26 protein-coding genes and 3 pseudogenes are annotated in these 24,276 nt (G+C 58.2%); 13 read left to right on the top strand and 16 right to left on the bottom strand.

Annotation, left to right across the window (positions count from 1 at the left end; genetic code table 11):
• Positions 1 to 29: 29 nt before the first annotated feature.
• The 3 genes from AB4N76_RS27030 (at position 30) to cax (ending at position 3,219) form a co-directional block, all read left to right on the top strand.
• Complete coding sequence (locus AB4N76_RS27030; protein WP_046027609.1) at positions 30 to 641, top strand: glutathione S-transferase; 612 nt, start codon at positions 30 to 32, stop codon at positions 639 to 641.
• A 25-nt stretch (positions 642 to 666) separates the two neighbouring features.
• A complete protein-coding gene (locus tag AB4N76_RS27025) occupies positions 667 to 1,770 on the top strand; it encodes a DNA alkylation repair protein (RefSeq protein WP_460163795.1) in 1,104 nt (367 codons plus the stop codon).
• Between the two features lie 375 nt (positions 1,771 to 2,145).
• Positions 2,146 to 3,219 (top strand): calcium/proton exchanger, encoded by a 1,074-nt coding sequence (gene cax / locus AB4N76_RS27020; protein ID WP_460163794.1) that lies wholly within the window; start codon positions 2,146 to 2,148, stop codon positions 3,217 to 3,219.
• A 29-nt stretch (positions 3,220 to 3,248) separates the two neighbouring features.
• Here cax and AB4N76_RS27015 read toward each other — a convergent pair whose 3' ends face one another.
• The 11 genes and pseudogenes from AB4N76_RS27015 to AB4N76_RS26965 all read right to left on the bottom strand — a co-directional run bounded on the left by AB4N76_RS27015 (position 3,249) and on the right by AB4N76_RS26965 (position 10,144).
• Positions 3,249 to 3,656 (bottom strand): hypothetical protein, encoded by a 408-nt coding sequence (locus AB4N76_RS27015; RefSeq protein WP_460163793.1) that lies wholly within the window; start codon positions 3,654 to 3,656, stop codon positions 3,249 to 3,251.
• A 407-nt stretch (positions 3,657 to 4,063) separates the two neighbouring features.
• Positions 4,064 to 4,258 (bottom strand): co-regulatory protein PtrA N-terminal domain-containing protein, encoded by a 195-nt coding sequence (locus tag AB4N76_RS27010; RefSeq protein ID WP_460163792.1) that lies wholly within the window; start codon positions 4,256 to 4,258, stop codon positions 4,064 to 4,066.
• 395 nt (positions 4,259 to 4,653) lie between these two features.
• A pseudogene (locus AB4N76_RS27005) lies at positions 4,654 to 4,895 on the bottom strand (DUF2790 domain-containing protein).
• 142 nt (positions 4,896 to 5,037) lie between these two features.
• A complete protein-coding gene (gene gfa, locus AB4N76_RS27000; protein ID WP_046027614.1) occupies positions 5,038 to 5,616 on the bottom strand; it encodes an S-(hydroxymethyl)glutathione synthase in 579 nt (192 codons plus the stop codon).
• 376 nt (positions 5,617 to 5,992) lie between these two features.
• Positions 5,993 to 6,172 carry a DUF1289 domain-containing protein gene (locus AB4N76_RS26995; protein WP_077430293.1) on the bottom strand — a complete coding sequence of 60 codons (180 nt, stop codon included), beginning with the start codon at positions 6,170 to 6,172 and terminating at the stop codon, positions 5,993 to 5,995.
• 2 nt (positions 6,173 to 6,174) lie between these two features.
• On the bottom strand, positions 6,175 to 6,546 hold the full coding sequence (locus tag AB4N76_RS26990) for a hypothetical protein (protein WP_077430294.1): 372 nt from the start codon (positions 6,544 to 6,546) through the stop codon (positions 6,175 to 6,177).
• A 39-nt stretch (positions 6,547 to 6,585) separates the two neighbouring features.
• Entirely contained in the window at positions 6,586 to 7,503 is a 918-nt protein-coding gene (dmeF, locus tag AB4N76_RS26985; RefSeq protein WP_109784638.1) for a CDF family Co(II)/Ni(II) efflux transporter DmeF, read from the bottom strand.
• Positions 7,504 to 7,523: 20 nt separating this feature from the next.
• On the bottom strand, positions 7,524 to 7,799 hold the full coding sequence (locus AB4N76_RS26980) for a metal/formaldehyde-sensitive transcriptional repressor (protein ID WP_046027619.1): 276 nt from the start codon (positions 7,797 to 7,799) through the stop codon (positions 7,524 to 7,526).
• A gap of 228 nt (positions 7,800 to 8,027) precedes the next feature.
• Positions 8,028 to 8,389: pseudogene (locus AB4N76_RS26975) on the bottom strand (DUF6124 family protein).
• 578 nt (positions 8,390 to 8,967) lie between these two features.
• The gene (locus AB4N76_RS26970; protein ID WP_460163791.1) at positions 8,968 to 9,183 is read right to left on the bottom strand and encodes a DUF4287 domain-containing protein; all 216 of its coding nucleotides are present in this window, start codon (positions 9,181 to 9,183) and stop codon (positions 8,968 to 8,970) included.
• Positions 9,184 to 9,259: 76 nt separating this feature from the next.
• Positions 9,260 to 10,144 carry a LysR family transcriptional regulator gene (locus AB4N76_RS26965; RefSeq protein ID WP_460163790.1) on the bottom strand — a complete coding sequence of 295 codons (885 nt, stop codon included), beginning with the start codon at positions 10,142 to 10,144 and terminating at the stop codon, positions 9,260 to 9,262.
• Between the two features lie 121 nt (positions 10,145 to 10,265).
• Between AB4N76_RS26965 and AB4N76_RS26960 the strand changes: the two genes are divergently transcribed.
• Together AB4N76_RS26960 and AB4N76_RS26955 are read left to right on the top strand one after the other, a co-directional pair.
• Complete coding sequence (locus AB4N76_RS26960; RefSeq protein WP_460163789.1) at positions 10,266 to 11,915, top strand: GMC family oxidoreductase; 1,650 nt, start codon at positions 10,266 to 10,268, stop codon at positions 11,913 to 11,915.
• Positions 11,916 to 11,994: 79 nt separating this feature from the next.
• Positions 11,995 to 13,617 (top strand): MFS transporter, encoded by a 1,623-nt coding sequence (locus AB4N76_RS26955; protein WP_077430299.1) that lies wholly within the window; start codon positions 11,995 to 11,997, stop codon positions 13,615 to 13,617.
• 55 nt (positions 13,618 to 13,672) lie between these two features.
• Here AB4N76_RS26955 and AB4N76_RS26950 read toward each other — a convergent pair whose 3' ends face one another.
• The gene (locus AB4N76_RS26950; RefSeq protein WP_077430300.1) at positions 13,673 to 14,041 is read right to left on the bottom strand and encodes a DUF427 domain-containing protein; all 369 of its coding nucleotides are present in this window, start codon (positions 14,039 to 14,041) and stop codon (positions 13,673 to 13,675) included.
• A 281-nt stretch (positions 14,042 to 14,322) separates the two neighbouring features.
• Here AB4N76_RS26950 and AB4N76_RS26945 point away from each other — a divergent pair, with 281 nt between their 5' ends.
• The 3 genes from AB4N76_RS26945 to AB4N76_RS26935 all read left to right on the top strand — a co-directional run bounded on the left by AB4N76_RS26945 (position 14,323) and on the right by AB4N76_RS26935 (position 17,771).
• The gene (locus AB4N76_RS26945) at positions 14,323 to 16,266 is read left to right on the top strand and encodes a DNA topoisomerase III (RefSeq protein WP_460163788.1); all 1,944 of its coding nucleotides are present in this window, start codon (positions 14,323 to 14,325) and stop codon (positions 16,264 to 16,266) included.
• A 153-nt stretch (positions 16,267 to 16,419) separates the two neighbouring features.
• On the top strand, positions 16,420 to 16,923 hold the full coding sequence (locus AB4N76_RS26940; protein WP_046027643.1) for a GNAT family N-acetyltransferase: 504 nt from the start codon (positions 16,420 to 16,422) through the stop codon (positions 16,921 to 16,923).
• A gap of 518 nt (positions 16,924 to 17,441) precedes the next feature.
• Complete coding sequence (locus AB4N76_RS26935) at positions 17,442 to 17,771, top strand: hypothetical protein (protein ID WP_046027886.1); 330 nt, start codon at positions 17,442 to 17,444, stop codon at positions 17,769 to 17,771.
• Between the two features lie 49 nt (positions 17,772 to 17,820).
• Here the strand turns inward: AB4N76_RS26935 and AB4N76_RS26930 are convergent, their stop codons facing one another.
• The gene (locus AB4N76_RS26930; protein WP_460163787.1) at positions 17,821 to 18,096 is read right to left on the bottom strand and encodes a hypothetical protein; all 276 of its coding nucleotides are present in this window, start codon (positions 18,094 to 18,096) and stop codon (positions 17,821 to 17,823) included.
• 102 nt (positions 18,097 to 18,198) lie between these two features.
• A pseudogene (gene cynR, locus AB4N76_RS26925) lies at positions 18,199 to 19,105 on the bottom strand (transcriptional regulator CynR).
• Positions 19,106 to 19,225: 120 nt separating this feature from the next.
• Between cynR and cynS the strand changes: the two are divergent.
• Both cynS and AB4N76_RS26915 read left to right on the top strand, forming a co-directional pair.
• Positions 19,226 to 19,693 carry a cyanase gene (gene cynS, locus AB4N76_RS26920; protein WP_077430305.1) on the top strand — a complete coding sequence of 156 codons (468 nt, stop codon included), beginning with the start codon at positions 19,226 to 19,228 and terminating at the stop codon, positions 19,691 to 19,693.
• 136 nt (positions 19,694 to 19,829) lie between these two features.
• Positions 19,830 to 20,489 carry a carbonic anhydrase gene (locus tag AB4N76_RS26915; protein ID WP_046027646.1) on the top strand — a complete coding sequence of 220 codons (660 nt, stop codon included), beginning with the start codon at positions 19,830 to 19,832 and terminating at the stop codon, positions 20,487 to 20,489.
• Positions 20,490 to 20,549: 60 nt separating this feature from the next.
• Here AB4N76_RS26915 and AB4N76_RS26910 read toward each other — a convergent pair whose 3' ends face one another.
• Together AB4N76_RS26910 and AB4N76_RS26905 are read right to left on the bottom strand one after the other, a co-directional pair.
• The gene (locus AB4N76_RS26910) at positions 20,550 to 20,885 is read right to left on the bottom strand and encodes a BON domain-containing protein (protein WP_046027647.1); all 336 of its coding nucleotides are present in this window, start codon (positions 20,883 to 20,885) and stop codon (positions 20,550 to 20,552) included.
• A 58-nt stretch (positions 20,886 to 20,943) separates the two neighbouring features.
• The gene (locus tag AB4N76_RS26905; protein WP_460163786.1) at positions 20,944 to 22,446 is read right to left on the bottom strand and encodes an aldehyde dehydrogenase family protein; all 1,503 of its coding nucleotides are present in this window, start codon (positions 22,444 to 22,446) and stop codon (positions 20,944 to 20,946) included.
• Between the two features lie 382 nt (positions 22,447 to 22,828).
• On the opposite strand from AB4N76_RS26905, the gene AB4N76_RS26900 reads away from it, so the two are divergent.
• From AB4N76_RS26900 to AB4N76_RS26890, 3 genes are read left to right on the top strand one after another with little or no spacing between them, the layout of a single operon-like run.
• Positions 22,829 to 22,930, top strand: a complete 102-nt coding sequence (locus AB4N76_RS26900; RefSeq protein WP_460163785.1) for an HvfA family oxazolone/thioamide-modified RiPP metallophore — start codon at positions 22,829 to 22,831, stop codon at positions 22,928 to 22,930.
• A 57-nt stretch (positions 22,931 to 22,987) separates the two neighbouring features.
• A complete protein-coding gene (locus AB4N76_RS26895; RefSeq protein ID WP_046027652.1) occupies positions 22,988 to 23,503 on the top strand; it encodes an HvfX family Cu-binding RiPP maturation protein in 516 nt (171 codons plus the stop codon).
• Between the two features lie 55 nt (positions 23,504 to 23,558).
• Entirely contained in the window at positions 23,559 to 24,257 is a 699-nt protein-coding gene (locus AB4N76_RS26890) for a dienelactone hydrolase family protein (protein ID WP_077430308.1), read from the top strand.
• Positions 24,258 to 24,276 lie beyond the last annotated feature (19 nt).

Raw genomic sequence — 24,276 nt, 5'->3', positions numbered from 1 at the left:
CCGAAATGGCCTTTAAAAGGAATGCATTAATGAAGCTGATCGGCATGCTGGATTCGCCTTATGTACGGCGTGTGGCCATTTGCGCCCAACACCTGGGTATCGACCTGGAGCACCAATCGGTATCGGTGTTCCGGCACTTCGAGCAGTTCCAGCAGATCAACCCGGTGGTCAAGGCGCCGACGCTGGTGTTGGACGACGGCGATGTGTTGATGGATTCGACCCTGATCATCGACTACCTGGAAGCCTTGGCCGGCCCTGGCAAAAGCCTGATGCCCAGCGACCTCAAGCAACGGCTGCGCGCACTGCGCGTGACCGGCCTGGCGTTGGCGGCCTGCGAGAAGTCAGTGCAGCTCTATTACGAACGCAACCTGCGCCCCGTCGATATTCAATTTCAACCATGGGTGGAACGCGTCGAAGGCCAATTGGCGGCGGCCTATGCGGCACTTGAGCGCGAATTGGAAAAACAGCCGCTGGCTGGCGGCGCCTCGATTGCACAGGACGGCATCACAGTAGCGGTCGCCTGGAGCTTCACCAACCTGGTGGTGCCGGATCAGGTCGATGCCGCGCGCTTCCCGCAGATCGCGAAATTCACGGCACAGGCGGAAACGCTTGAGGCATTTATCAATACCCCGATAACCTGAGCCGCCCAGCCCACCGGACTCTCCCATGACCGCCGTCGAACAGACCGCCCCGGCGCTGAAGGAAATCTTCAACGCCGAGCGCCTCAAACACATCGCGACCGAAATGACGGCGGTTTACCCCCGGTTCAACGCCATAGCCTTCCTGAAGATGGCCAACGAAGGCCTCGCCGACCTGTCGATCATGCAACGCATGGCCCGGGTCAGCGAATGCCTGTACGCGGTGCTGCCGCTGGGATATGACGAGTCCCTTGAAGTATTGCGCACCCTCGCCCCGCGCCTCAACAGCAGCTTCGTCAGCATCTCGTTGCCGAAGTATGTGGCGATGTATGGCGCTCATGATTTCGAGCAGTCGATGGATGCGCTTAAGTATTTCACCGCGTTTGGCTCTTCGGAATTTGCGATCCGGCACTTTCTGCGCAGCGACCTTCAGCGTTCATTAACGCTGATGCAGCAATGGTCGCTCGATGACAACGAACACGTGCGGCGCCTGGCCAGCGAAGGTTGCCGCCCGCGTTTGCCGTGGTCATTCCGACTCGAACAGATCCAGGCCGATCCGACACTGGCTGCGTCGATCCTCGACAACCTAAAGGCTGATGAAAGCCTGTATGTGCGCAAGTCCGTGGCCAACCACCTCAATGACATCACCAAGGATCATCCCGACTGGGTACTGGACCTGATTGAAGGGTGGCCGCTGGATAACAAGCACACAGCGTGGATTGCCAAACATGCGTTGCGCAGTCTGATCAAACAGGGCAATCAGCGAGCGTTGGCCGTCATTGGCGCCAGCGGCAAGGCTGAGGTCGAGATTGTCGGGGTTAAAGTTGAACCGGCAGTGATTCGTCTGGGGGAGAAAATCTCCCTATCGTTCACTATGAAATCCACGGTGTCAGAGAGTCAGCGACTGGTAATCGATTACGCGATTGATTACGTCAAAGCCAACGGCGGTACATCGGCGAAGGTGTTCAAGCTCAAGGCGTTGACGTTGCCGGGCAAGGCCACAGAGTTCGTCAGTCGCTCTCAGCAGATCAAAGAGCTCACCACTCGCAAACACTATGTGGGCAAACACACGGTGCACATTCTGGTGAACGGCGAACGCCTGGCCAGCACCTCATTCGAAATCCTCGCTTAGCTTGTAGCAGCTCGTCCGCTGTAGCAGCTGTCGAGCTCGCGAGGCTGCGTTCGGCAGCGCAGCTGTCGTGAAATCAGGCCGCGCGGTGTTTCAGAAAGACCGCGTATGCAGGTTTTGCGACTGCTACGCAGCCGAACGCAGCCTCGCAGGCTCGACAGCTGCTACAGCGGACATAGCGCTGCTACAAACTATCAATACATCCGTCCCGTTAGTTGATGCCTGAGTTATCCAGAACCATTTCCAATACCTCGCTGACCCGACTTGGCGGCCCGACGTCAACTTCACAAAGTTTTTAGACGAGATGACGTTTGCCGACCATCCTTACGAGACTTCCGTCCCCATGGATCACTTCGCATCAGCGCGAGGAAGACTTCGATGCTCAACTGGATGCTGGTTTTCGTTCCCATCGCCATTGTCGTGGAATATGTCGCAGCAGACTTCCATCTGCTGGTCTTCCTGATGGCGGCCCTGGCCATAGTGCCGCTCGCAGGTTGGTTGGGACGGGCTACCGAGCATCTGGCGGAACGCTCCGGCGAGGGCGTTGGCGGGCTGCTGAATGCGACGTTCGGCAACGCGACCGAGCTGATCATTGCCCTGAGCGCCTTGCGCGCGGGTCTCTTTGATGTGGTGAAAGCGTCTATCGTCGGGTCCATCGTCGGCAACATCCTGCTGGTGTTGGGCGTGGCCATGCTGGCTGGCGGGTGTCGTCACCATGAACAGCAATACAACATTTCCGGGGCGCGCTCCCAGGCTACCCTACTGACCCTGGCTACCATCGCGCTGATTCTCCCGGCTGCCTACAACGCCGTCATCACGCCCCGAAATCCACAGGGTCTGCAGTCGCTGAGTCTGTACATCTCGCTGATTTTGCTGGTGGTATACGGCTTGTTCCTGGTGTATTCGCTGGTCACCCACAAAAGCCTGTTTTCCGGTACATCCAACACCGAGCAAAGCCCGGATCAACCGCGTCCCTGGTCAACGCGCAAAGCGTTGCTGGTGCTTGGCGGGTCGACGGTACTGATCGCGTGGATCAGCGAGATTCTGGTCGGCGCCATCGAACCCAGTGCTCATCAGCTCGGCCTGAGCAACCTCTTTGTCGGTGTATTTGTCGTGGCCATCCTCGGCAATGCCGCCGAGCATGTCTCAGCCGTCTCGGCCGCCATGAAAAACCGCATGGACCTTGCGCTGTCGATCGCGATCGGCTCCAGCGTTCAGGTGGCCCTGCTGGTCGCTCCCATTCTGGTATTGGCCAGCCATTTCATTGGTCCGACGCCCATGGGGTTGGCCTTTTCCGCAGGGTTGGTGCTGAGCGTCCTGTTAGCGGTGCTGATTACCGGGCAGGTCGCCGGCGATGGGCGTTCGGACTGGCTTAAAGGTGTGCAGTTGCTGGCGGTGTACCTGATCCTTGGCCTGGCGTTTTTCTTCACACCTGATGCGTCCGCTCCATAAAACGACCCTATACCTCTAGCCTGTAATTCTTAAAATAGCCTGGTGATTTCATTCAAGACCCGATCCTGGGCTTGAGGACCTGGCCTGTGGCGATAAGCCACTGCGAAAAAAGCAACGCCTTCGTAGTCACAGCGAATCGAAAAAGTCATACCTTCACGCAACCCAAAGACTGATCGGTCCCCTGCATCAACAAAATATCTCGCTTTTGTAAGAGCCGCTCTGGCGTGCTTCAGGCAGTCAGATTGGCTAAACGAGTGTTGCAGCCAACTAGTAGTGACACGCACAGACGAAGTCTCGCTGTCATCGATAGGTGGCTGAGTAATGACTTTAGTAGGTGCAGTAATGTTATCGTCGCTGGCGCAAGCGGTCAGCCCCATTGAAATAACACCCAGTAAAAAACCCAAACGAAGTTTCGAATGCTTAAGTGCGTTTCGCATCGTGGGGCGTTCCTGTGACGATCTGCAATGAACGAAGTGGCAGTTACTAACGTAATAGCGGGTTTCTGCTATTTTGCTACCTATGTTCAGTGAATGCGACCAATGGTCCTATGTAGGTCGGTCATTTTGTTCTCGAAATCCATGCTGACTAACTGAGCGTTTTCAGATTCAACGTATAAGCGGTAGCTTCAAGCCGACATTCGTTTTTTACACAGTCTGGGCCGATTGCTGCCTGTCGCGAAGGCAGCAATCGACTGTGGATTCAACTGGACGATGCAACATACCAACTGTTGTGTAAACGGGATCTCGGTTAAACCGGCACTTGCAGCACCTTGCGTGCTGCATCTGAGACTTGAGACTGTACATCTCTGTCAGCCGGGGACGCGCTGCACAGATTAGCTTTTGGCCTAATTGATCGGCCTGGCTTTGCTTTCAGCTACAGCGCCTTCAGCCTTCTGTTTCTGTGCAACCTGGAAGGCTTCCATCGAGACTTTCCGGGCCGCCTCCATGCGTGTGAAGGTGCGATCACCGCCACCTGTGGCCATAGCCAGAGAAGAAGCGGTCAGCGTGGCGACTACCAAGAGAGCTTTCATGGATTTCATTTGGGTATCCTCAAGTGAGACTTTGTAAACAGCTAACAGTGGACATTACTGGCCAAAACCGAACCGCCTTATTCAACTTGATCTCACCACGTAAATATTCCAAGGAGGACAAAGAGAACACATGACCTCTTGATTACAACAGCGAATCAACATGACTCTCAGCACGACTTGATTGGAGCTTGCCGTTACTGACTACAATTAAGGCCCAGTAATTTCCACTCATTAATCTTGCAGTATTGCGCCACCAAGTTAATGGAAAGCTTCGCGAATGAACTTTTACTCATTCGATTATTTTCATTTCGAGATAATAAAAACCTGATTCGCACTGAGTGCATATGAGGTTTAACTTCCGCTTCTGGGTACAGGCGAGGCTCAGACCACATTCGGCGAGCGGATCAGGCAATGCTGGTGGAGTTGGCCGGGCTTGCGCCCCATTCAAGGAAACGGATTTTGTGAACCTCGCCCTCGCTATCTGCGTAGACCAGGGTCACCGGTACCAGGCCAGTCTTGTCGGAAGTGTCGGTACGTTGCAGTACCCTCTCATCCCGTAGTGGTATTCGACGGCTGAGATATGCGCAACGGGGTCTTGCAGGTCATTCTGGGCAAATACACTTGGCGCGATAGCCAATGCCTGCATTTACCAAGGCCGCCAGATGCTGGAAAAGCTTCGAAAGCAACGGCTGGCGAGCCGGGGGGAAAATGTCAGGAATTGACCGTTATCTGCCTGATGCAGTGAATCGGAGCCGCGGTCCGGAAAAGAAACCGCGGCGACCGAACAATCAGGCGGCTGGGAGCAAGCCTTTCTGTTTGGCGACATGAGTCGCCATTGCGTCCATCAAGTCCGGGGACAGGCAGTCATAGGGTTCGAGGCCGATCGAGCGCAAGCGCTCGCGGATAGCCTTCATTTGCGCTGGCGGTGTGCCGGTTTCGATGATGGAGGACACGAACGCCGCGAATCCTGGCGCAGCCCATCCGCGCTGTGGCGAAAGCTCGGTGTGGACGAAATCCAGGCCATAAAACGCATGGTTCTTGTTCTCGATGCGCCCAAAGAGATGGGCGTGACATTGCTTGCAGGCGTGGCGCTGGATGGTGGCGGACTCGTCGACAATCGCCAGTTTTTCGCCGTGGGCAATGACGCTGACCTTATCTCGAGGCACCACGGCGATGACGGCGAATGTCGCGTTTTGTGGTTTCCAGCATTTGCTGCAGCCGCACGCGTGGTTATGCAGGGTTTGTGCGTCGATCTTGACCTCGACCTTGTCGGTCGCACACAGGCATTGCAAGGTGCCACCTGTGAAATTCGCGGCGGCGGGTTGGATACCGTTGTCCAGTGCTGGGTGAAGTTGCAAGGTGCTCATGCTGGCGTCTCCGATTCAGGGTGTCAGACAAAAGTGCCTGGGGCCGTGCCCCAGACCGGTAGTTCATCGGAACTCGATGACAGCGCGGATCGATTGGCCTTCATGTATCAGATCGAACCGCGCGGATTTCGAAAAGGACACAGTGCATAAACGACTGACCTCCTTCGGTGCGACCGGTCGATTACCCAGATCAAGAATAGTCTGCGATGACGCCTCGAGCACGGCCAGGCCCAGCTAACGGTAGAGGCAACAGGTGCTTACAGGAAAACCGCGTTTGCCGATGGCGAGGACTACGTCCTCGAACGCAGCCTGGCGGACTCGGCAGAGGCTACAAATGCAGGCACTGATTAACCTCCCACTGTGCGGGCGGGTCCGATCAGAATGTTTTCTTCAGCCCTTTCAAGCGCACTTTCGCCCTTTGCACAGCGGCCATTTTTTCAGGCCGCTTCATGCGCTTCCACTTTTTGATGTCTTCCTTGCTTCGCCCGCAACTCACGCACAGATCCCCACTCAGTTGACATACCGAGATGCAGGGATTTTCGATTTCTTTAGCCATTGTCAGTCCCCCTTGGCCGCACGTGATTGAGCCAGGCGCTTTTGCCAATCGCCACCGTGAGTGCGTTGGCACTCTTCCTCGGAGTCGAAACGGACACTGTGGTCTGAAAGGTTCAGGTCGATATTGGCCTCATTCAACGCGATAGCCGTCAGCTCAAAGATGCGCGTCTTGGTGTCAGCCAGGGCGATTTTTTTATCGGCCAAGGTTTCAAATACCCAGATGACCTTCAGGGTCTCAGCCAACGCGTTCAGGTCAGCGGTGTGAGTGAGCCAGGCAAACCCTTTGATTTCACCCTTTGCTGTTTCGCACGCCTCGGTGAGCGTGGTTATCAACCGGCGTTCGATCCGCGCCAGTTCGCGTTTCCCTGGGGGCATTGCGGGTTCCTTTGGAGACAATTAAGGGGAGGCGCTGAATCAGACCGGTCGAAATTCGACCGTCAGATGGCTGACTTCGTGAACCGGCTTGAGACGTTCACGAATGCTGTCGGCGTTCGCAGTGGCCTCACCCAGGACGCTGACGATGGCCGCATGGGCTTGCGGTCCGACCCGCCAGACGTGCAAGTCGGTGATGGTGGCATCTCCCGGTTTTTCAACCAGTTCGCGAATTTCCTCGGCAACGTGCGCATCGGTCTGATCCAGCAGTACACCTGCGGTGACCCCCATCAATGTCCATGCCCAACGCGCAATAACGATGGCGCCGACGATGCCCATGACCGGGTCCAGCCACACCCAACCGAGATACCGGCCAGCGAGCAGTGCAGCGATGGCCAGAACCGAAGTCAGCGCGTCCGCGATGACGTGGACGTAGGCCGATTTCAGGTTGTTGTCGTTCCCGTGATGAGCATGGGCATGATCATCATGATCGTGGCCATGACTGTGTCCGTGGCCCAGCAGCAGGGCACTGACAATGTTGACGATCAAACCGGCAATCGCGATGAGCGTAGCGGTGCCGAACTGAACGTCCGTAGGCTGCAAGAGGCGCATGACAGACTCAACGCCAATTCCCAGGGAAACCATACCGAGAATCAGCGCCGAGGCGAACCCGCCCAAGTCTCCAACCTTTCCAGTACCGAAACTGTAGCGCTGGCTGGAAGCGTGGCGTTTTGCGTAACCGTAGGCGGCCGCCGCAATGCCCAATGCGCCGGCATGGGTTGCCATATGGAAGCCATCGGCCAGTAACGCCATCGAGCCCGTGATATAGCCGGCGGTGATCTCACCAACCATCATCACAACGGTCAGTGCCACAACCCAAAGCGTACGCTTGGCATTTTCGTCGTGCGCTGAGCCAAGGAACATATGGTCGTGTGTGTAGTTGATACGGGAGCTACTCATGAGTGTGTACCTGGATGCGTTCACTTCGAGTAACGGCGAATGGCTTCAAGAAGCTCTTCGACGCCCTTGTTTCGCTCCTCTTCACTGAGTGCAGGGTTCGCGACGTGCTCCCGGGCGTGGTCCTCAATGATTTCCTCCATCAGCCCGTTGATGGCTCCGCGGGTGGCGGCCACCAGGTGCAGCGTTTTGGCGCAATCGAGATCCGATTCCAATGCCCGTTCAACGGCCTGGATTTGTCCGGCGATACGTTTTACGCGCTTGAGCAGTTCGTCTTTGTTGGCTGCGATGTGACCCATTTGATACCCCCCACCTATGCATTGCGCATGATAGGCATACCCCCTATACCTATGCAAATCGTCTGATGCACAGACCACCTGAGGGTTGGAGCGAGAGGGTCTTGAATGCCCGATAACAGCCGCTACTGATCCGGCTTTTCCAAAACGTTGATACTTCACGCATACCGATGCGGACGTGCTACCTCCCTGCGTGGCAACGGGCTAACCGTTCGCCACGCGGGATTTTTCTTACGCCGTCGGCTCCACGTTATCCAACGCTTGATTCACCGCCAGTTCCCCCAACATCACCACTTGCGTAATCCCCAGCAGGGTCTTGCGGTTTGAGTTGTCCAATAACGCCGCAAGATTGCTGAGCATGGTGGTCGCCGAGCCCAATGATTCGCTGGCGTTGGCCAGCAGGGATTCGGTGTCGCACTTAGGGTTGGCGAGGAACATCGGTTCGGGTTCGTGGGTGCTGGCCATGATTTGGGCGGCCGGGTTGAGGTAATGGTCGAGGGCGCGCTCGGCGGCTTCGTGGAGTTTTTGGAATCGAGGGATTCGTAGGGAGATGCCGGATCGGTTTCCGGTGGATTGGGTGTTGGTTTGATCATGGTGAAACTCCTGATTGTTCATTAGGAGCTACCGACATCACTTGCAGATGATGGGTGGCAGCTATGCGCGGGTCTGCAAGACCGGGAAACCAGGAACCCGGCAGACCCGAAGGTCTCCCGCACAAAGCCGCCATTGAGCGGACATAAACAAGCGTCCTTGGCTGGGCTATGCGACTGGTATTCCGGCGGGCTTGCAGACCCGATCACTGATGAGCAGTGACGGGAATCAAGTTACCGACGGGCCCCTGGACGCACAAGCCGGCGGATTCTGTCTTACCTGTGGGCAGCGGCGCAAGGCGTTGTAGCCTTTGGGTGGTAACAGAAGACTTCATTTAAACAGTCAGGATTTTTGTTGTTTAAGCGCAAGTGAAACAGAGGATTCTCTCGCTGCGTCAGCCGATCGAAATCCATGGGGGAGCGACCTTGCTCCGGGCGGCGTACCGACGATATCGGTGTGTCAGCGGCATCGATGTTGAATGGGCCTCCGTCATCGCGAGCAAGCTCGGCTCCCACAGGGTTTGGTGTTTTGTCTGAAGGGTGTTGGGAGGGCATGAATATGCCCTGCCCGCCCTGCCCGGTCACTTCTTGCCGGCCGCTAAATAATGCGCAACCAAAGCATTGGCATGCCCATGCCCCATACCGTGCTCAGCCTTCAGCCAGGCCACCATTTCCATGTGCTTCTTGCCACTCACTGCCCCAAGCAAATCCAGCCAGTGGCTGATGGGCTGTCCATACTTTTTCTCAATGGACGGGAAGTACGACGCGGGCCCTTTTACTGCTGTCTCATCGGTCATGCTGCAAGCTCCCTTTATCACGACGGAGTGTCGGATAACGCTCCTTGTCGTCGTCCATTGGCTGGACGCAAAAACATTAGCCCAACAACAACCCCTGCTCAACTTCACACAACTCCACCACGTAATCCCACAGCACGCGCAGCCGCACCGATTTGTGCAGCTCGCGCCGCGTACTGATCCAGTAGCTGCGCTGGATGCTCTCCTCCGGCAGCAACGGCACGAGTTCCGGATCTGCGCTGGCCATGTAGCACGGCAACACCGCAATCCCCAACCCAGAACGCGCCGCCTGTTGCTGGGCGATGACGCTGGTGCTGTGGAACACCACTTGGGGGTTGCGGCAGAAGCTGTTGAGGAACATCAGTTCCTGGCTGAACAGCAGGTCGTCGACATAGCCGATCCAGGCGTGACGAGCGAGGTCTTCGCGGCTGTGCAAGGGCGGTGCGCGGTCCAGATAGGCTTGGCTGGCGTACAGCGCCAGGCGATAGTCGGTGAGTTTGCGGGTGACCAGCATGTCGGCGGCCGGGCGTTCGAGGTGGATGCTGATTTCGGCTTCGCGGTTGAGGATGCTGACGAAGCGCGGTACGGCCACCAGTTCCACTTCCAGCCCCGGGTAGCGCTCGAACAAACCGTTCATGCGACTGGCCAGGAACATGATGCCCAGCCCTTCCGTCACCCCGACGCGAATCTTGCCCAGCGGTGCCGTGGACTGGGTGATTTCTTCCTGGGCCAGCAGCGCGACGTTTTCCATCGCTTCGGCGTGTTTGAGCAGCGCTTCGCCGGCCGGCGTCAATTCGTAACCCTGCGCATGCTGGACGAACAGCGCCGTGCCGAGGCTCTTTTCGATGGCCTCGATGTGCCGCGCGACCGTGGCGTGGGTGGTGTTCAAACGGCGCGCGGCGGTGAGCAAACGACCGCTGCGCTGCAATTCAAGAAAAAACCGCAAGTCATTCCAGTCAAACATGATCCGTCCTTGAAGTGATGCTGTTTAAAAACGCACAGCGGCTGCGCAAAAACTAACATTCTTTTGACGAAAGCTAACAACTAGGATGACCGACAACAAGAACAACAAGACGAGGTCAGGGATGTCGACTTCCCCAGATGAATACGACTACATCGTGGTCGGTGCCGGGCCGGCCGGTTGTTTGTTGGCCAATCGACTGTCGGCCAACCCGCAACACCGGGTCTTGCTGCTCGAAGCCGGCGGCCGCGATAACTACGCGTGGATTCACATCCCCGTGGGTTACCTGTTCTGCATCGGCAACCCGCGCACCGACTGGTGCTTCAAAACCGAGGCGCAACCCGGCCTGCAGGGGCGGACGCTGAGTTACCCACGCGGCAAGGTCCTCGGCGGGTGTTCCTCGATCAACGGCATGATCTACATGCGTGGCCAGGCGGGCGACTATGATCGCTGGGCCGCTGACGGCAATCCGGGCTGGAGCTGGAACGACGTATTGCCGCTATTCAAGAAGAGCGAAAACCACTTTGCTGGCGATTCGGAATTTCACGGTGCCGCTGGCGACTGGCGGGTCGAACGTCAGCGGTTGTCGTGGCCGATTCTGGATGCCTTCCGCAGCGCTGCCGAGCAAAGCGGTATCGCCAGCATCGACGATTTCAACCAGGGCGATAACGAAGGCTGCGGTTACTTTCAGGTCAATCAGAAGGCCGGAATCCGCTGGAACGCGGCCAAGGCGTTTCTCAAACCGATCCGCCACCGTGCCAACCTGACGGTGCTGACCGACGTTGAGGTCGACCGTGTGCTGCTGGAAAACGGCCGCGCCTGCGCCGTCCTCACACGCTGGCAAGGCCAGGCGAAAACCTTCAAGGCACGTAGGGAAATCGTCTTGTGTGCCGGCTCCGTCGGCTCACCGGGCATCCTCCAGCGCTCGGGGATCGGCCCTCGCCCGCTGCTGCAAAAACTGGGGATCGACGTTGCCCATGAGCTGCCGGGCGTGGGCGGTAACCTGCAGGATCACCTGCAACTGCGACTGATCTATAAGTTGGAAAACGCGCGCACGCTGAATCAGATCGCCGGCAGCGTGTGGGGCAAGATGGGCATGGGCCTGCGCTATTTGTATGACCGCAGCGGCCCGCTCTCCATGGCGCCGAGTCAACTGGGGGCCTTCGCCCGCTCGGGGCCGGAACAGACCTCGGCGAATCTCGAATACCACGTGCAACCCTTGTCGCTGGAACGCTTCGGCGAACCGTTGCACCCCTTCCCCGCCTTTACCGCCTCTGTCTGTGATTTGCGGCCGCAAAGCCGTGGCCGAGTGGACATTCGTTCAGCCGACCCACAGCAAGCGCCGCTGATCCAGCCCAACTATCTGAGCCACCCAGAGGATTTGCGCGTCGCGGCCGACGCCATTCGCCTGACCCGCCGCATCGTCGCCACACCGGCCCTGCAGGCCTTCAATCCGGTCGAGTACTTGCCCGGCGATCGTTTGCAGACCGAGGAAGAATTGCACCAGGCCGCTGCGCAAATCGGCACCACCATTTTTCACCCGGTCGGCACGTGCCGGATGGGCAGCGACGCAGACGCAGTGGTCGACGCCGAACTGCGTGTCCACGGCGTTCCCGGTCTGCGCATTGCCGATGCGTCGATCATGCCGCGCATCACCTCCGGCAATACCTGTTCGCCAACGCTGATGATTGCCGAAAAAGCCGCGCAGTTGATGCTCGACTCACCCACAAGGAGTTTTGCCCCGAACGAAACCGCACTGACCGCAGTCTCTTGATCAAGGAATAGCGGCGCCAGCCCACAAGACCGGCGCCGACAGTGGAACAACAAAAACAATCACTGTGAGGGATACCGATATGTCAGAACATGTTCAGCCAATGGAAGCCATACCCGTCGCGGCCATAAGCCATGACACCCGCAAAGTCATCTTCGCGTCGTCGCTCGGGACGGTCTTCGAGTGGTACGACTTTTTCCTCTATGGCGCCCTTGCGGCGGTGATCAGCAAACAGTTTTTCGCCGGGGTGAATGACACCACGGCGTTCATTTTTGCGCTGATGGCTTTTGCTGCAGGCTTCATCGTGCGGCCCTTCGGTGCGCTGGTATTTGGGCGACTGGGGGACATGATCGGGCGTAAATACACGTTCCTCGCGACCATTGTGCTCATGGGCCTGGCGACCTTCTGCGTCGGCTTGCTGCCGACCTACGCGAGCATCGGCATCGCCGCGCCGATCATCCTCGTGGTGCTGCGCATGCTTCAGGGCCTGGCCCTGGGCGGTGAATATGGCGGCGCTGCCACGTATGTCGCGGAGCACGCGCCGATGGGCAAACGCGGTTTCCACACCAGTTGGATTCAGTCCACGGCGACCCTCGGTTTGCTGCTGTCGCTGCTGGTAGTGCTCGGTTGCCGCTACTTCACGGGCGATCAGTTCGAAGTGTGGGGCTGGCGGATTCCGTTCCTGTTTTCGATTATTTTGCTGGGCATCTCGACCTGGATCCGCTTGAGCCTGCATGAGTCGCCTGCTTTCGTGAAAATGAAAGAAGAAGGCAAACTCTGCAAGTCGCCGCTGCGCGATTCCTTCGGCAAGTGGGAAAACCTCAAGGTCGTGTTGATCGCCCTGTTCAGCATCAATGCCGGGCAAGCGGTGACCTTCTATGCCGCGCAGTTTTACGTGCTGTTTTTCCTCACACAATTCCTGAAGATGGACCCGGCCGTGGCCAACGGCTTGCTGATCGTCAGCGTGATCATCGGCGCGCCGTTCTTCATCTTTTTTGGTTGGCTGTCGGACAAGGTCGGGCGCAAACCGGTATTGATGATCGGCCTGTTGTTGGCCACCGCGCTGTATTTCCCGATCTTCAAATCCCTGGCGCATTACGCCAACCCAGCCATTGACCAGGCCAGCCGCCAGGCGCCGATCACCGTCATGGCCGACCCGGCCACCTGCACCTTCCAGTTCGACCCCGTGGGCAAGGCGAAATTTGATAGCCCATGCGACAAGGTCAAAACCTTCCTGGTCAAACAAGGCCTGCCCTACGCCAGCGCAGCCGCACCCGCCGGCAGTGGCGTGCAGGTGAGCATCGGCGAGGTACAAATCGACGGTTACGACGAAGCCGCCCTGCGTGGCGCGGTGACACTGGCTGGCTATCCGTCCCAAGCCGATATGCAGCAAATCAACAAACCGATGATCGTCGCGTTGATCGTGGCGCTGATCATCATCTCTGCCATGTGCTACGGCCCGCTGGCGGCATTGATGGTCGAACTGTTCCCCACGCGCATCCGCTACACATCGATGTCACTGCCCTATCACATCGGTAACGGCTGGTTTGGCGGGTTCCTGCCGACGGTGTCGTTTGCGTTGGTGGTCTACACCGGCGACATCTTCTACGGGCTTTGGTACCCGGTGGTGATTACCGCGGTGAGCCTGGTGGTGGGGATGATTTGCTTGCGTGAAACCAAGAACGTGGACCTGGACAAAAACTGACAGGTCGTTGTGGCGAGGGTGCTGGTGCCCTCGCCACGCGTGGCTTTGTTACCCTTCAGACCTCGGAGTCGAGCAATTCAAACTTCACCTGATCCGGATAGAACGCCACGTACTCGCGAATCTGCTCCACCGAGATCTTGGGATTTTCGTAACTCCACACCGCGTTAGCGCCTTCATGCCCCGGCACCTGCAAACTGAAATAGCTGGCATCGCCCTTGTAGGGGCAATAGCTGGTGTGATCGGTGCGCGCGTAATACTTTTCGTCGATGTCCTCTCGCGGCACGTAGTACACCGGCGGGTAATTGGCTTCCAGCAGCACCAGTGCGCGTGCAGACGCGGCCACCTGGATGCCATGAAACTTCACCAACAGGCAGCCTGGCTGCTCTGCGATGGTGATGACAGGACTGGGACCGGAGCTTTTCATGGAATACGTTCCTCATGACGGTGATGAACCTGTGGGAGCGTGCGGTGCGGCGATCCGGTTTGCCCGATGGATCGCACAGCAGCCCCAAAACCTGAGACCACGACTTTCAGGTATAACCCAAAATTCATCATTGCTCCTGCCTCGCAGCCAAACGGGGCGTTTTGACTGCAGCAAACAAACGCAACAGCTTTAGCTGTACATCCATACAGATAATGATTGCTCCATCGCTCATCACCCGCCATTCTGTGCACCTCTTGCACATTTGATGAACGATGGTGGTTATGCGGCTGTACCTCTGTGAAAAACCTTCCCAGGCCAAAGACATTGCAGCAGTGCTCGGCGCCAAGCGCCGGGGCGACGGTTGCTGGCTGGGAACAGACGTCACGGTGACCTGGTGCATCGGTCATCTGCTGGAAACCGCACCGCCGGACGCCTACGACGCGCGCTACAAACGCTGGGTATTGGCGGACCTGCCGATCATTCCCGATAAATGGAAGATGACCGTCAAGCCGCGCACCGCCAGCCAGTACAAAGCAGTGAAACACCTGCTTGGCGAGGCCGATGAACTGGTGATCGCCACCGACGCCGACCGTGAAGGCGAAATGATCGCCCGCGAACTGGTCGAGCACTGCCGTTATCGCGGGCCGATCCGCCGGCTGTGGCTGTCGGCGCTGGACGATGCATCAATCCGCAAGGCACTGGCCGCCTTGAAGCCAGGGGCGGAGACCTTCAGCCTTTATCATTCGGCGTTGGGCCGCTCCCGGGCCGACTGGTTGATCGGGATGAACATGAGCCGGTTGTTTACGCTGCTGGGCCGCCAATCCGGTTATCAGGGCGTATTGCCGGTGGGTCGGGTACAAACACCGACCCTGAGGCTGGTCGTGGATCGTGATCGCAGCATTGCCGACTTCGTCCCCGTGGCCTATTGGGCCATCGACGTGCAACTGCTGCACGATGGCACGGCGTTCACTGCACAGTGGCGCGCGGCCTCCGACGCTTGCGACGATCAGGATCGCTGCCTGAATCAGTCCCTGGCACAGAGCGCAGCCCAGGCCATTGGCAACGCCGCTAGCGCACGGGTAATAAAGCTGCGCACCGAACGCATGCGCGAAGTCGCGCCTTTGCCCTTTGATCTGGGCACCTTGCAGGAAGTCTGTTCGAAGAAGCTCGGGCTCGGCGCCCAGGAAACCCTCGATATTGCCCAGGCGCTCTACGAAACCCACAAGGTCATCACCTACCCGCGCAGTGATTGCGGTTTCCTGCCGATGAGTCAGCACAGCGAGGCCCCGGGCATTCTCGCCGCCCTGCGACAAGCCGATCCAACCCTGAACGCGCTCAACGATCACCTTGAACCCCAGCGGCGCTCACGGGCCTGGAACGATGCCAAGGTCACGGCGCACCACGGCATCATTCCAACGGCCGCGGCGAAGAATCTTGATCGGTTGGTGGGCAAGCAACGGGCGGTCTACACGCTGATCCGTGCCCGCTATCTGGCGCAGTTCCTGCCCAATCATGAATACGATCGCACCCAGGCTGACTTCGACTGCGCCGGTGAAGCCTTGCGCGCCGTCGGCAAACAGATCGTCGAGCCTGGCTGGAAGCGTGCGCTGCCGGAGGCCCTCGCCCCCGCCAAGGGCCGAGAGGCGCCGGCGCCGCAAACCTTGCCGGCATTGGCCGAAGGGCTTGATTGCACCGTGGCCGACCTGAAGCTCAAGGACCTCTGGACGCAACCACCCAAACCGTTCACTGAAGGCGACCTGATCAAGGCCATGAAGAACGTCGCCAAACTGGTGGAGGATCCGCTGCTCAAGCAGAAACTCAAGGACACCACCGGTATCGGCACCGAGGCGACACGCGCGTCGATCATCCAGGGCTTGCTCGACCGGGGTTATCTGATCAAGAACGGCAAGGCCCTGGCCGCCACCCCGGCGGCCTTCAGCCTGATCGATGCCGTGCCGCGCGCCATTGCCGACCCCGGCACCACGGCGATCTGGGAGCAGGCGCTGGACATGGTGCAGAGCGGCGAAATGAGCCTGGAAGAATTCGTCACCAAACAGGCGGCATGGATGAGCAAGCAAGTCGCGCGTTGCGCCGGTCTGAGCCTGACCATCAGCGGGCCGGCAAGCCCGGCCGGGCGTGGTGCCGCACCGTGGAAGAACAAGCGCAAACCGGCGAAACGCAAACCGTCCACGGGCACCAAACGCACGGCGAAACCGGCAAGTTAAGGTTGATGGCACTTCAAATGGATCGTGATGGTCTAGTGTTCTTCAAACCCGTTGACAGCCCCACTTTCACGCGCTGAAGAAAGGCGCAAAGTACAACTTCTCACCACATTGCATGATTCACGGACAGCCCTGCTCAACCTGGAGCGCTCCGACATGTCTTCGATAGAACTGCACGCCGCACAGCGCGACGAACTGGAAACCATCGAAAATCTGATGCAGTTCTATGTGTACGACTTCAGCGAATGGCTGCCACTGAAACTGGGTGAACATGGTTTTTTCAACATCCAGCCCAAACCGGGTTATTGGCGCAACCCCGCGACTCGGCCGTTTTTGATCAGAGTCGACGGTGAGCTTGCCGGTTTCGTGAGCGTGGACGACAACACCCACCTCGAGGGTGCCGAATACAACATCGGCTACTTCTTTGTCAGTCGGCGTTTCCGTGGCCAAGGTGTCGCGAAGTTTGTCGTTTCCACCCTCTTGAGCCAGTTCCCCGGTCAATGGCAGATTTTCCACATTGACGCCAACCTGCCTGCACGGCGGTTCTGGGCCAAGGTGATGCCTGACCTCACAGGCAATCAATTCACCCTGCATCAGCGGCCGGTAGAAGGTTATCCCTGCACCTTCTACCGTTTCCAGTGTCCGTCGCCGTCGCCCTGACAGGCTTCTCCTACAGACTTTTCTCATTCCAATCCGTTTTGTCAGACAATATGTAGTGACTGAAAATAATCACTACATAACTGTTGACGCCTCCGATTTGCCCTTGCATGATGCAGACATCTCCCCGATCGGGAGTACCGCAACATGTTTGAGCAAGCTCGTCTGACCGCCGAGCTGTTTTTCCCGGATACACGCTGCCCACAAGGCAGATTGAAGAAGCTGACCTGGCCCGAACGTCCAGTACAAGGACGAGAAGCGCTAGCGATCAATCCTCATGAAGCTTGTGGCCGACCCTGAAAAGTCGGCAATGGCCAGAAGGTATTCGCTGCTTCTCTTCGTTGTGACGCTTTTGCGTAGCAGTTATTCAACACGACTACATGCAACAGATGCGCGACCTCGTTGAATTCAACGGCCGACCGCTGACGTCCTGGTTTCGGTGCCAGGGATCAACTAACCGATGGGCTACTTGTATTAGCGAATCAACTTTGAAAGATCACCAAATGGTCAAGGGGCATATTATGAATCTGAACAATCAACCCACTATCGATGAACTGGCTCGTATGTTCGCTGCACAAAAAGACAGCCACGACAGCCACATCCTGTGGATCAGCAAATCGGGCCAGGTTCATATCGACTGCCTGTCGCCTCACGCTCACGAAGCGGAGTTCGATCAGAACAACCAGAACCTGCTGGCCCGACTGAAGATGTACCGTCGCGGCCATGGCTATGTCGGCAAGAAAGCCGCAGCCGACAAGGACTTCATCGGTAATGTTCTGCAAACGCTGAAACAGGCCTGGGCATCGCTGAAAAACCAGAACGAAGTTCGGGTGATTGATCGGTTCTACTGATACTCCCCACGGTTCCACCCAGCGTCTCTAAATTAAAAGGCCCCGCTCGTCATATCGAGCGGGGCCTTTTTTGTTTGTCGTGTGCGCCGTAAATGAAGCTATGGTTATCGGTATGCGCTGCTGGATTAATGGAGGCTTGCAATAAAAAAACCCCCTGACATTCCTGCTGTTTCCGGTTGCAATTGCCGCACTCGCAAACACCACCCCCGGCATCCCGCCATTCGATGCGGACTGCCCCGCAAACGTTACGGTTCATGCGGATCAGGATGGTCCGGTACTGATCAACAACAAAGAAGCCGAAACCAAAGCCCTCGATGATCGCCACTTCGAAGCCACAGGTTAGGGTGTCACGATTTCAATCAGCCTTGCCAAAGACGATTCCGTCCTCGTGTTTACCACCAGCAAAAGTGGCAAAGACGAGTGCCCGTCAGTGGAAGATTGAGGTCGTTGACGCCAGCACAGGCGTCCCCAACACCAGGTTCATGAACGCCACGGACGCCGCACTGTGGTAGTTGTTTTTACGACGAAGCAACGCCGCCCCACGGGTAGGCGCCGCCCCCCAGCAATGGAATCTTGCGCAGTGCGCGCTCCTGGCTGGCGATGGCCTCAGGGAGGATGGTGGCAATGGCCGTGTGCCGAATGACCTCCAGCAACGTGCTGACAGAATTGACCTCAATCACCACCTTGGGGGTGATCTGTTCCTGAGCAAAATACTCATTGATGCGGGTGCGGGTGACGAAGTCCGGGGTCAACAGCGCAAACGCCAGTTGAGCGAGTTCTTCAGCAGGCAATGCGACCTGGCTGTCATACAACGGATGCCCCTGCCCCACCATCACGCCCAGCGTCTCGGTAAAGGCCGGAATCGACTCGATGTCGGCATTTCTGACGTCATTGAACGCGATGGCGATATCCAGCGAGTCATCCGCCAACCCCGCCTCGATGTCGTCCATCGACAACTCGAAGATCTCCAGATGGATATTCGGATACCGCGCCACGTAATCGCGCACCAACGGCCCCACCAGATACGCCATAAATGTGGGCGTCATGGCCAGGCGCAAGGTGCCGCGAGACAAGTCCTTCACGTCATGCAGCGCACGTTTTCCGGCGTCCAGCTCAACCAATACGCGGCGGGCGCACTCGATATAGGCCTCTCCTGCATCGGTCGGCTTGACGGTGCGCGAGGTGCGGTCGAACAGGCTGACCCCCAGGGTTTCTTCAAGCTGGCGGATTTGCTGTGACAAGGTCGGCTGGGAAACATGCAGCGCCTCGGCGGCACGGGTGAAACCGCCGTGGTCGGCGACGGCCAGCAAGTAACGCAAATGTCGTAGCAGCATGGCTCTTCATCTATAGGCAGGACTTATGCAAAGCATTGTATATCGATCTTGGACGCTATGAGTCAATCGGCAGAAGATGGCTTCACACCCAAGCGACACCACGCCGACAGGAGAATCACCATGCAACAGTCCCACGCTTACAACGACCCGAGTCTGGCCCTGACCACCTCGATTCTCGATGCCAAGGCCCGCAAAAATCTGTCCTGGCAGGACCTGACCGACGGCACCGGCCTGGGTCTGGCCTATGTTACCGCCGCCCTTCTCGGCCAGCATCCATTGCCGGAAACCGCCGCCAAAGTGATTGGCGAAAAACTCGACCTGGACGCCGACACCGTGGCCCGCCTGCAGATCATTCCGCTGCGTGGCAGCCTCTCGGGTGTCCCGACCGACCCGACCATCTACCGCTTTTACGAAATGATCCAGATCTACGGCACCACCCTCAAAGCCCTGGTTCATGAGCAATTTGGCGACGGCATCATCAGCGCGATCAACTTCAAGCTCGACATGAAGAAAGTCGAAGACCCGGAAGGTGGCTCCCGAGCGGTGATCACCCTCGACGGCAAGTTCCTGCCCCTGCGCCCGTTCTAACCAACACCCTAACCCCGTAGCAGCTGCCGAGCCCGCGAGGCTGCGTCCGAAGACGCAGTCTTCGCCAATCCAGGCGACTGCTTCGCAGCCGAACGCAGGCTCGACAGCTGCTACACACAATAGTGAGGACATCACCATGAAAGCGCTCATCGACGGCTTTTTGAAGTTTCAGAACGAAGCCTTTCCACAACGCACCGATTTGTTCAAACACCTGGCCACCACCCAGCATCCCGGCACGTTGTTCATCACCTGTTCCGACAGCCGTGTCGTCCCCGAACTGCTGACCCAGCAGGAACCCGGTGAATTGTTCGTCATCCGCAACGCCGGCAACATCGTGCCGTCATACAGCCCGCACCCCGGCGGTGTGTCGGCCACGGTTGAATATGCGGTTGCGGTGCTCGGTGTCAGCGACATTGTGATCTGTGGGCATTCGGATTGCGGCGCCATGACCGCCATCGCCTCGTGTAAATGCATGGATCACCTGCCGGCGGTCAGCGGCTGGTTGCAGCACGCCGAGTCGGCAAAAGTCATCAACCAATCCCGCCCTCACGCCACTGACGCGGCGAAGGTGAGTTCAATGGTCCGGGAAAACGTCATCGCGCAACTGGCCAATATCCAGACGCACCCGAGCGTGCGCCTGGCGCAAGAAAAAGGCCTGTTGAATTTGCATGGCTGGGTCTACGACATCGAGACCGGTTCGATTGACGCCCTGGAAGCCAGCAGCCGCACTTTCGTGTCGCTGGCAGAACATCCCGCTACCTGCGCTGTTTACGACAAAACTGTCCAAGCCGCCTGATGCGCCTCCCCTGCGCAGCGCTCCTGGCTTACAGGAGCGCCGCTGATGGGATCGTCAGGCTCATTTGTCATCCGGTGGCCGACGCTCACTGCGTTCTTCGGCGTCAGGTGGTTCGGGAAAACTGCCGGGTGTGAATACGTGAGTCAGCAACTCCCTGGCATCGACATCGACAACCCCCTGAACCGAACGAGTCAGTGCAACGACCTTTTCACATTGCCGATGGGTAGTGACCCGGCCACTCAACGCCACCGTGCCCGCATGGGTTTTGACGTGAATTTGCAGTCCCAGGGTTGGATCGTCCATGGCCAGGACCGATTTCACCCGGGTCGTCAGCCATGCATCGTGGGCGACCGACTCCAGGTGATGAGAATATTGCTCGAAGGAACGAAGTTTCATGGTGTATCCCTCTTTCAGAACGAAGGAGCAAACACCTTAATTATAGTGTGCCCCTCGCCTAGCGTTTGACCGACAAAGCGGTCTGCGTCATGCGACTACGAACCGTGAACACCCCGTCTCCCGAGAGAATCGCGCTGCGCGCAAACAACCGGCCGCTTTCCCAGTTCGAAAGCCCCAACTCCGGCTTGTTCAAGGCGTACTGCCCGTCGACCCAACGCGTGATGCCGTTACCGACAAACGGAGCATTGACCGCGTTGTAGAGACCCTCATGCGCCGCGTCATTCTCACTGATCAACGACACCGTGAACTGCGGGCTGTAGCGATTGAACAAGGCAATGGCACGGTCCAGGTCATCGACGATCATCAAGCTGGCTTCCGGGGTTTCTTCCCATTCCCACTCGCGACCCAATTGATCCTCCGGCAGTGGCTCGGCCATCGCCTCGGTCCGGTAACCTTCGGCGCGCAATACTTCGACGCTCGCACTCAACCAGTGCGTCGGCAAGTACGACTCGCTGCCTTCGACGATGTGCAATTTGCAGCCCTGGGCCTGCGCGCTGCCGGCTTGTTGCAATGCATCGAGAAACAACGGCACCAGATCGGCGGCGCGGTCGCGCTGGATCAGGCAGACGTTCATCGTGTTGCAGACCTTGCGGTCCAGAGAATTGCGCACCACGGCGGCGAAACGCGTCGCGTCGGCGTCCTTGTCAGCGATCAGCCAGGCGCCACCGGTGCCATGCAGGCTGACGGCGGTGCCCGCCTGTTGAGCGATGCTGCCCAATTGACTGACCGCACGCCCTGAACCTCGGGCCACGGCCAGGGACAGACGCCGGTCAGCGAACATCGCCCAACCGGCCGCATGATTGACGCTTTCGACCAGCGATACCGCGCCGACCGGCAACCCGGCGTCGCTCAATGCCGGATTCAATGCATGGGTGACGATCGCCTGGGCGGTGCCCAACGCATCACTGCCAATGCGCAGCACGGCGGTGTTACCGGTACGCAAGACACCGGCGGCGTCGGCAAACACATTCGGTCGGCCTTCAAAGACAAACGCGACGATGCCCAGCGGCGACACCACTTGTTCGACTTTCCAGCCGTCATGCTCAACGCAACTGATCACTTTGCCGCGTGAGGCTGGCGCATCGCGCCAGGCCCGCAGGCCGGCGATCATGTCGCGGCGCATGCGCTCATCGGCCAGCAAACGCGTGGTGGAGCGCCCACGAGCCTTGGCCCGTTCGATGTCGGCGAGGTTGGCGGCCGCGATCAAGTCCCAGCATTGCGGGGTTTCCAGACGCTGGGCAAAGAGGTCGAAGAAGGTGCTGATCGCTTGATCCGACACCGTCGACATCGCGGTGAATGCGGCTTCTGCTCGCTCGATCGCCACGCTGGCCGCTTGCTGGTCGGCCACCGGAATCAGCAACAATTCGCCGCTGACCTGCTCCACCAGCAGGTGGTCCCCGGGCTGAAACCGCGCGGCCAGTTCGGGGCTGACGACCGTGACACGATTACCGGCAAAAGGAATCGGCGTGCCAGCGACTAGACGTTCGAGCGCAAGAGACATGAAGCGGTTTCACCATGCAGGGGGGCGGCCGGAAAATGTATAGGAAATTGCCCGGAGCGTCACGCGCCGGACCGGCCGGCGCCACACAACCTCAAATCCACCACAAATCCCCTGTGTGTTGTGGCTATGTATCAGTGTGTGTACAGCCAGCCTCCTGACACACCTCGCCCATAAAACCCCGCTGCAACGACACATCGCAGATACACCCGCTTGATGAAATACGCCAGTCGATTGGCCACGCCGATCAAAGCGCTCAACTCACTCAAGCTACGGAGTATCACCATGTTCAAACTCGACTTCTTCCCTGACCCTCGGCCTGCTCATCGCGGGTGGCCTGGCCCTGTCGAACGTCGCTTCGGCGTCCGAATCCGAAGCATTCAGCATGAAACAACTGACGCACGGCTACAGCCAGGCTCATGCCGACACGTCGGAAAAACCCGCCGAAGGCAAATGTGGCGAAGGCAAGTGCGGCGCCAGCGAGTAACCCATCGCGCGGGGCACGCCGTTGCCCCGCATTCCTGACCTGACGGAAATCATGCCAATGAACACTTCAATTTCTTCGGCCGTGAAAGGCCTGCACCTGAACCTCGACCGTGCCGGCAGCTGGCTCGCGCCCCTGACCTTGCGGTTGTTCATCGCCTGGGAATTTTTTGAGTCCGGCCTTGAAAAATGGAACGGCGAAAACTGGTTTGCCGATATCCAGGACCGTTTTCCGTTTCCATTCGACCAGTTGCCGGCCACGCTGAATTGGGAACTGTCGATGTGGGTCGAGCTGATTGGCGCACTCGCCATTCTGGCGGGCCTTGGCACGCGGATATCGGCGATCAGTCTGATGGTGGTCACGGTTGTCGCCACCGCTGCCGTTCACTGGCCGGCCGATTGGTCTACATTGAGTGAGCTTGCCCAGGGTTACGCCATCAGCAACAAAGGTCACGGCAACTTCAAACTGCCGCTGATCTACCTCGCCGCCCTGATGCCATTGTTGCTCTCGGGTGCCGGCAAGCTGAGCCTCGATACGCTGCTGGCGCGATTTTTCTGGCGCCGTCACAATCGTTGAGATGCTACCGTGGCAAGCTTCACCCTACACCTCACTTGCGTAGACAGGAGCCACCATGAGCGTAACCACCCAATGGATCGAGATCGACAGCGACGACGGTAAATTCGGCGCTTACCTGGCCATTCCGCATACTCAAAATGGCCCTGGAATCGTATTGATCCAGGAGATCTTCGGCGTCAACGAGCACATCCGCTCGGTCGCCGAACAATACGCCGCTGATGGTTATCTGGTGATCGTGCCGGACCTGTTCTGGCGCAGCGGCCACCGCATCGAACTGACCTACGACGAAGCCGGCTGGAAGCGCGCCGTCGAGTTGATGAACGCCACCGACATCACCCAGGCGCAGGCCGACATCAAACTGGCCATCGACGCCCTCGATGCGCAACCAGGTCTGGACGGCGGCATCGCCTCCATCGGTTATTGCTTCGGTGGTTTATTGTCCTACCTCACCGCCACCAATGGCTATGTGGATGTGGCGGTTGCCTATTACGGCGGCGGTATCCAGAATCACCTGGACCGCGCCGATGACATCGAAGTGCCGCTGTTGATGCACTTCGGTGAAGCAGACAGCCATATTTCGCTGGAAGCCGTGGAGACAATCGCCGAGCGTTTCGACACCAACGATAACGTGGAAATTGTCGTGTACCCGGAAGCTGAACACGGCTTCAACTGCTCGCACCGCGACAGCTATAACCAGCGCGCAGCGGCTGAGGCGCATGGCAATACGTTGATTTTCCTGGGTCAGGAGCTCTGACGCAAACGAACCGGTGGTG

Source organism: Pseudomonas sp. S2_F03, from assembly GCF_054668335.1.
The sequence above is the reverse complement of the archived record's forward strand: the minus strand, read 5'-3'. Positions and strand labels throughout refer to the sequence as shown.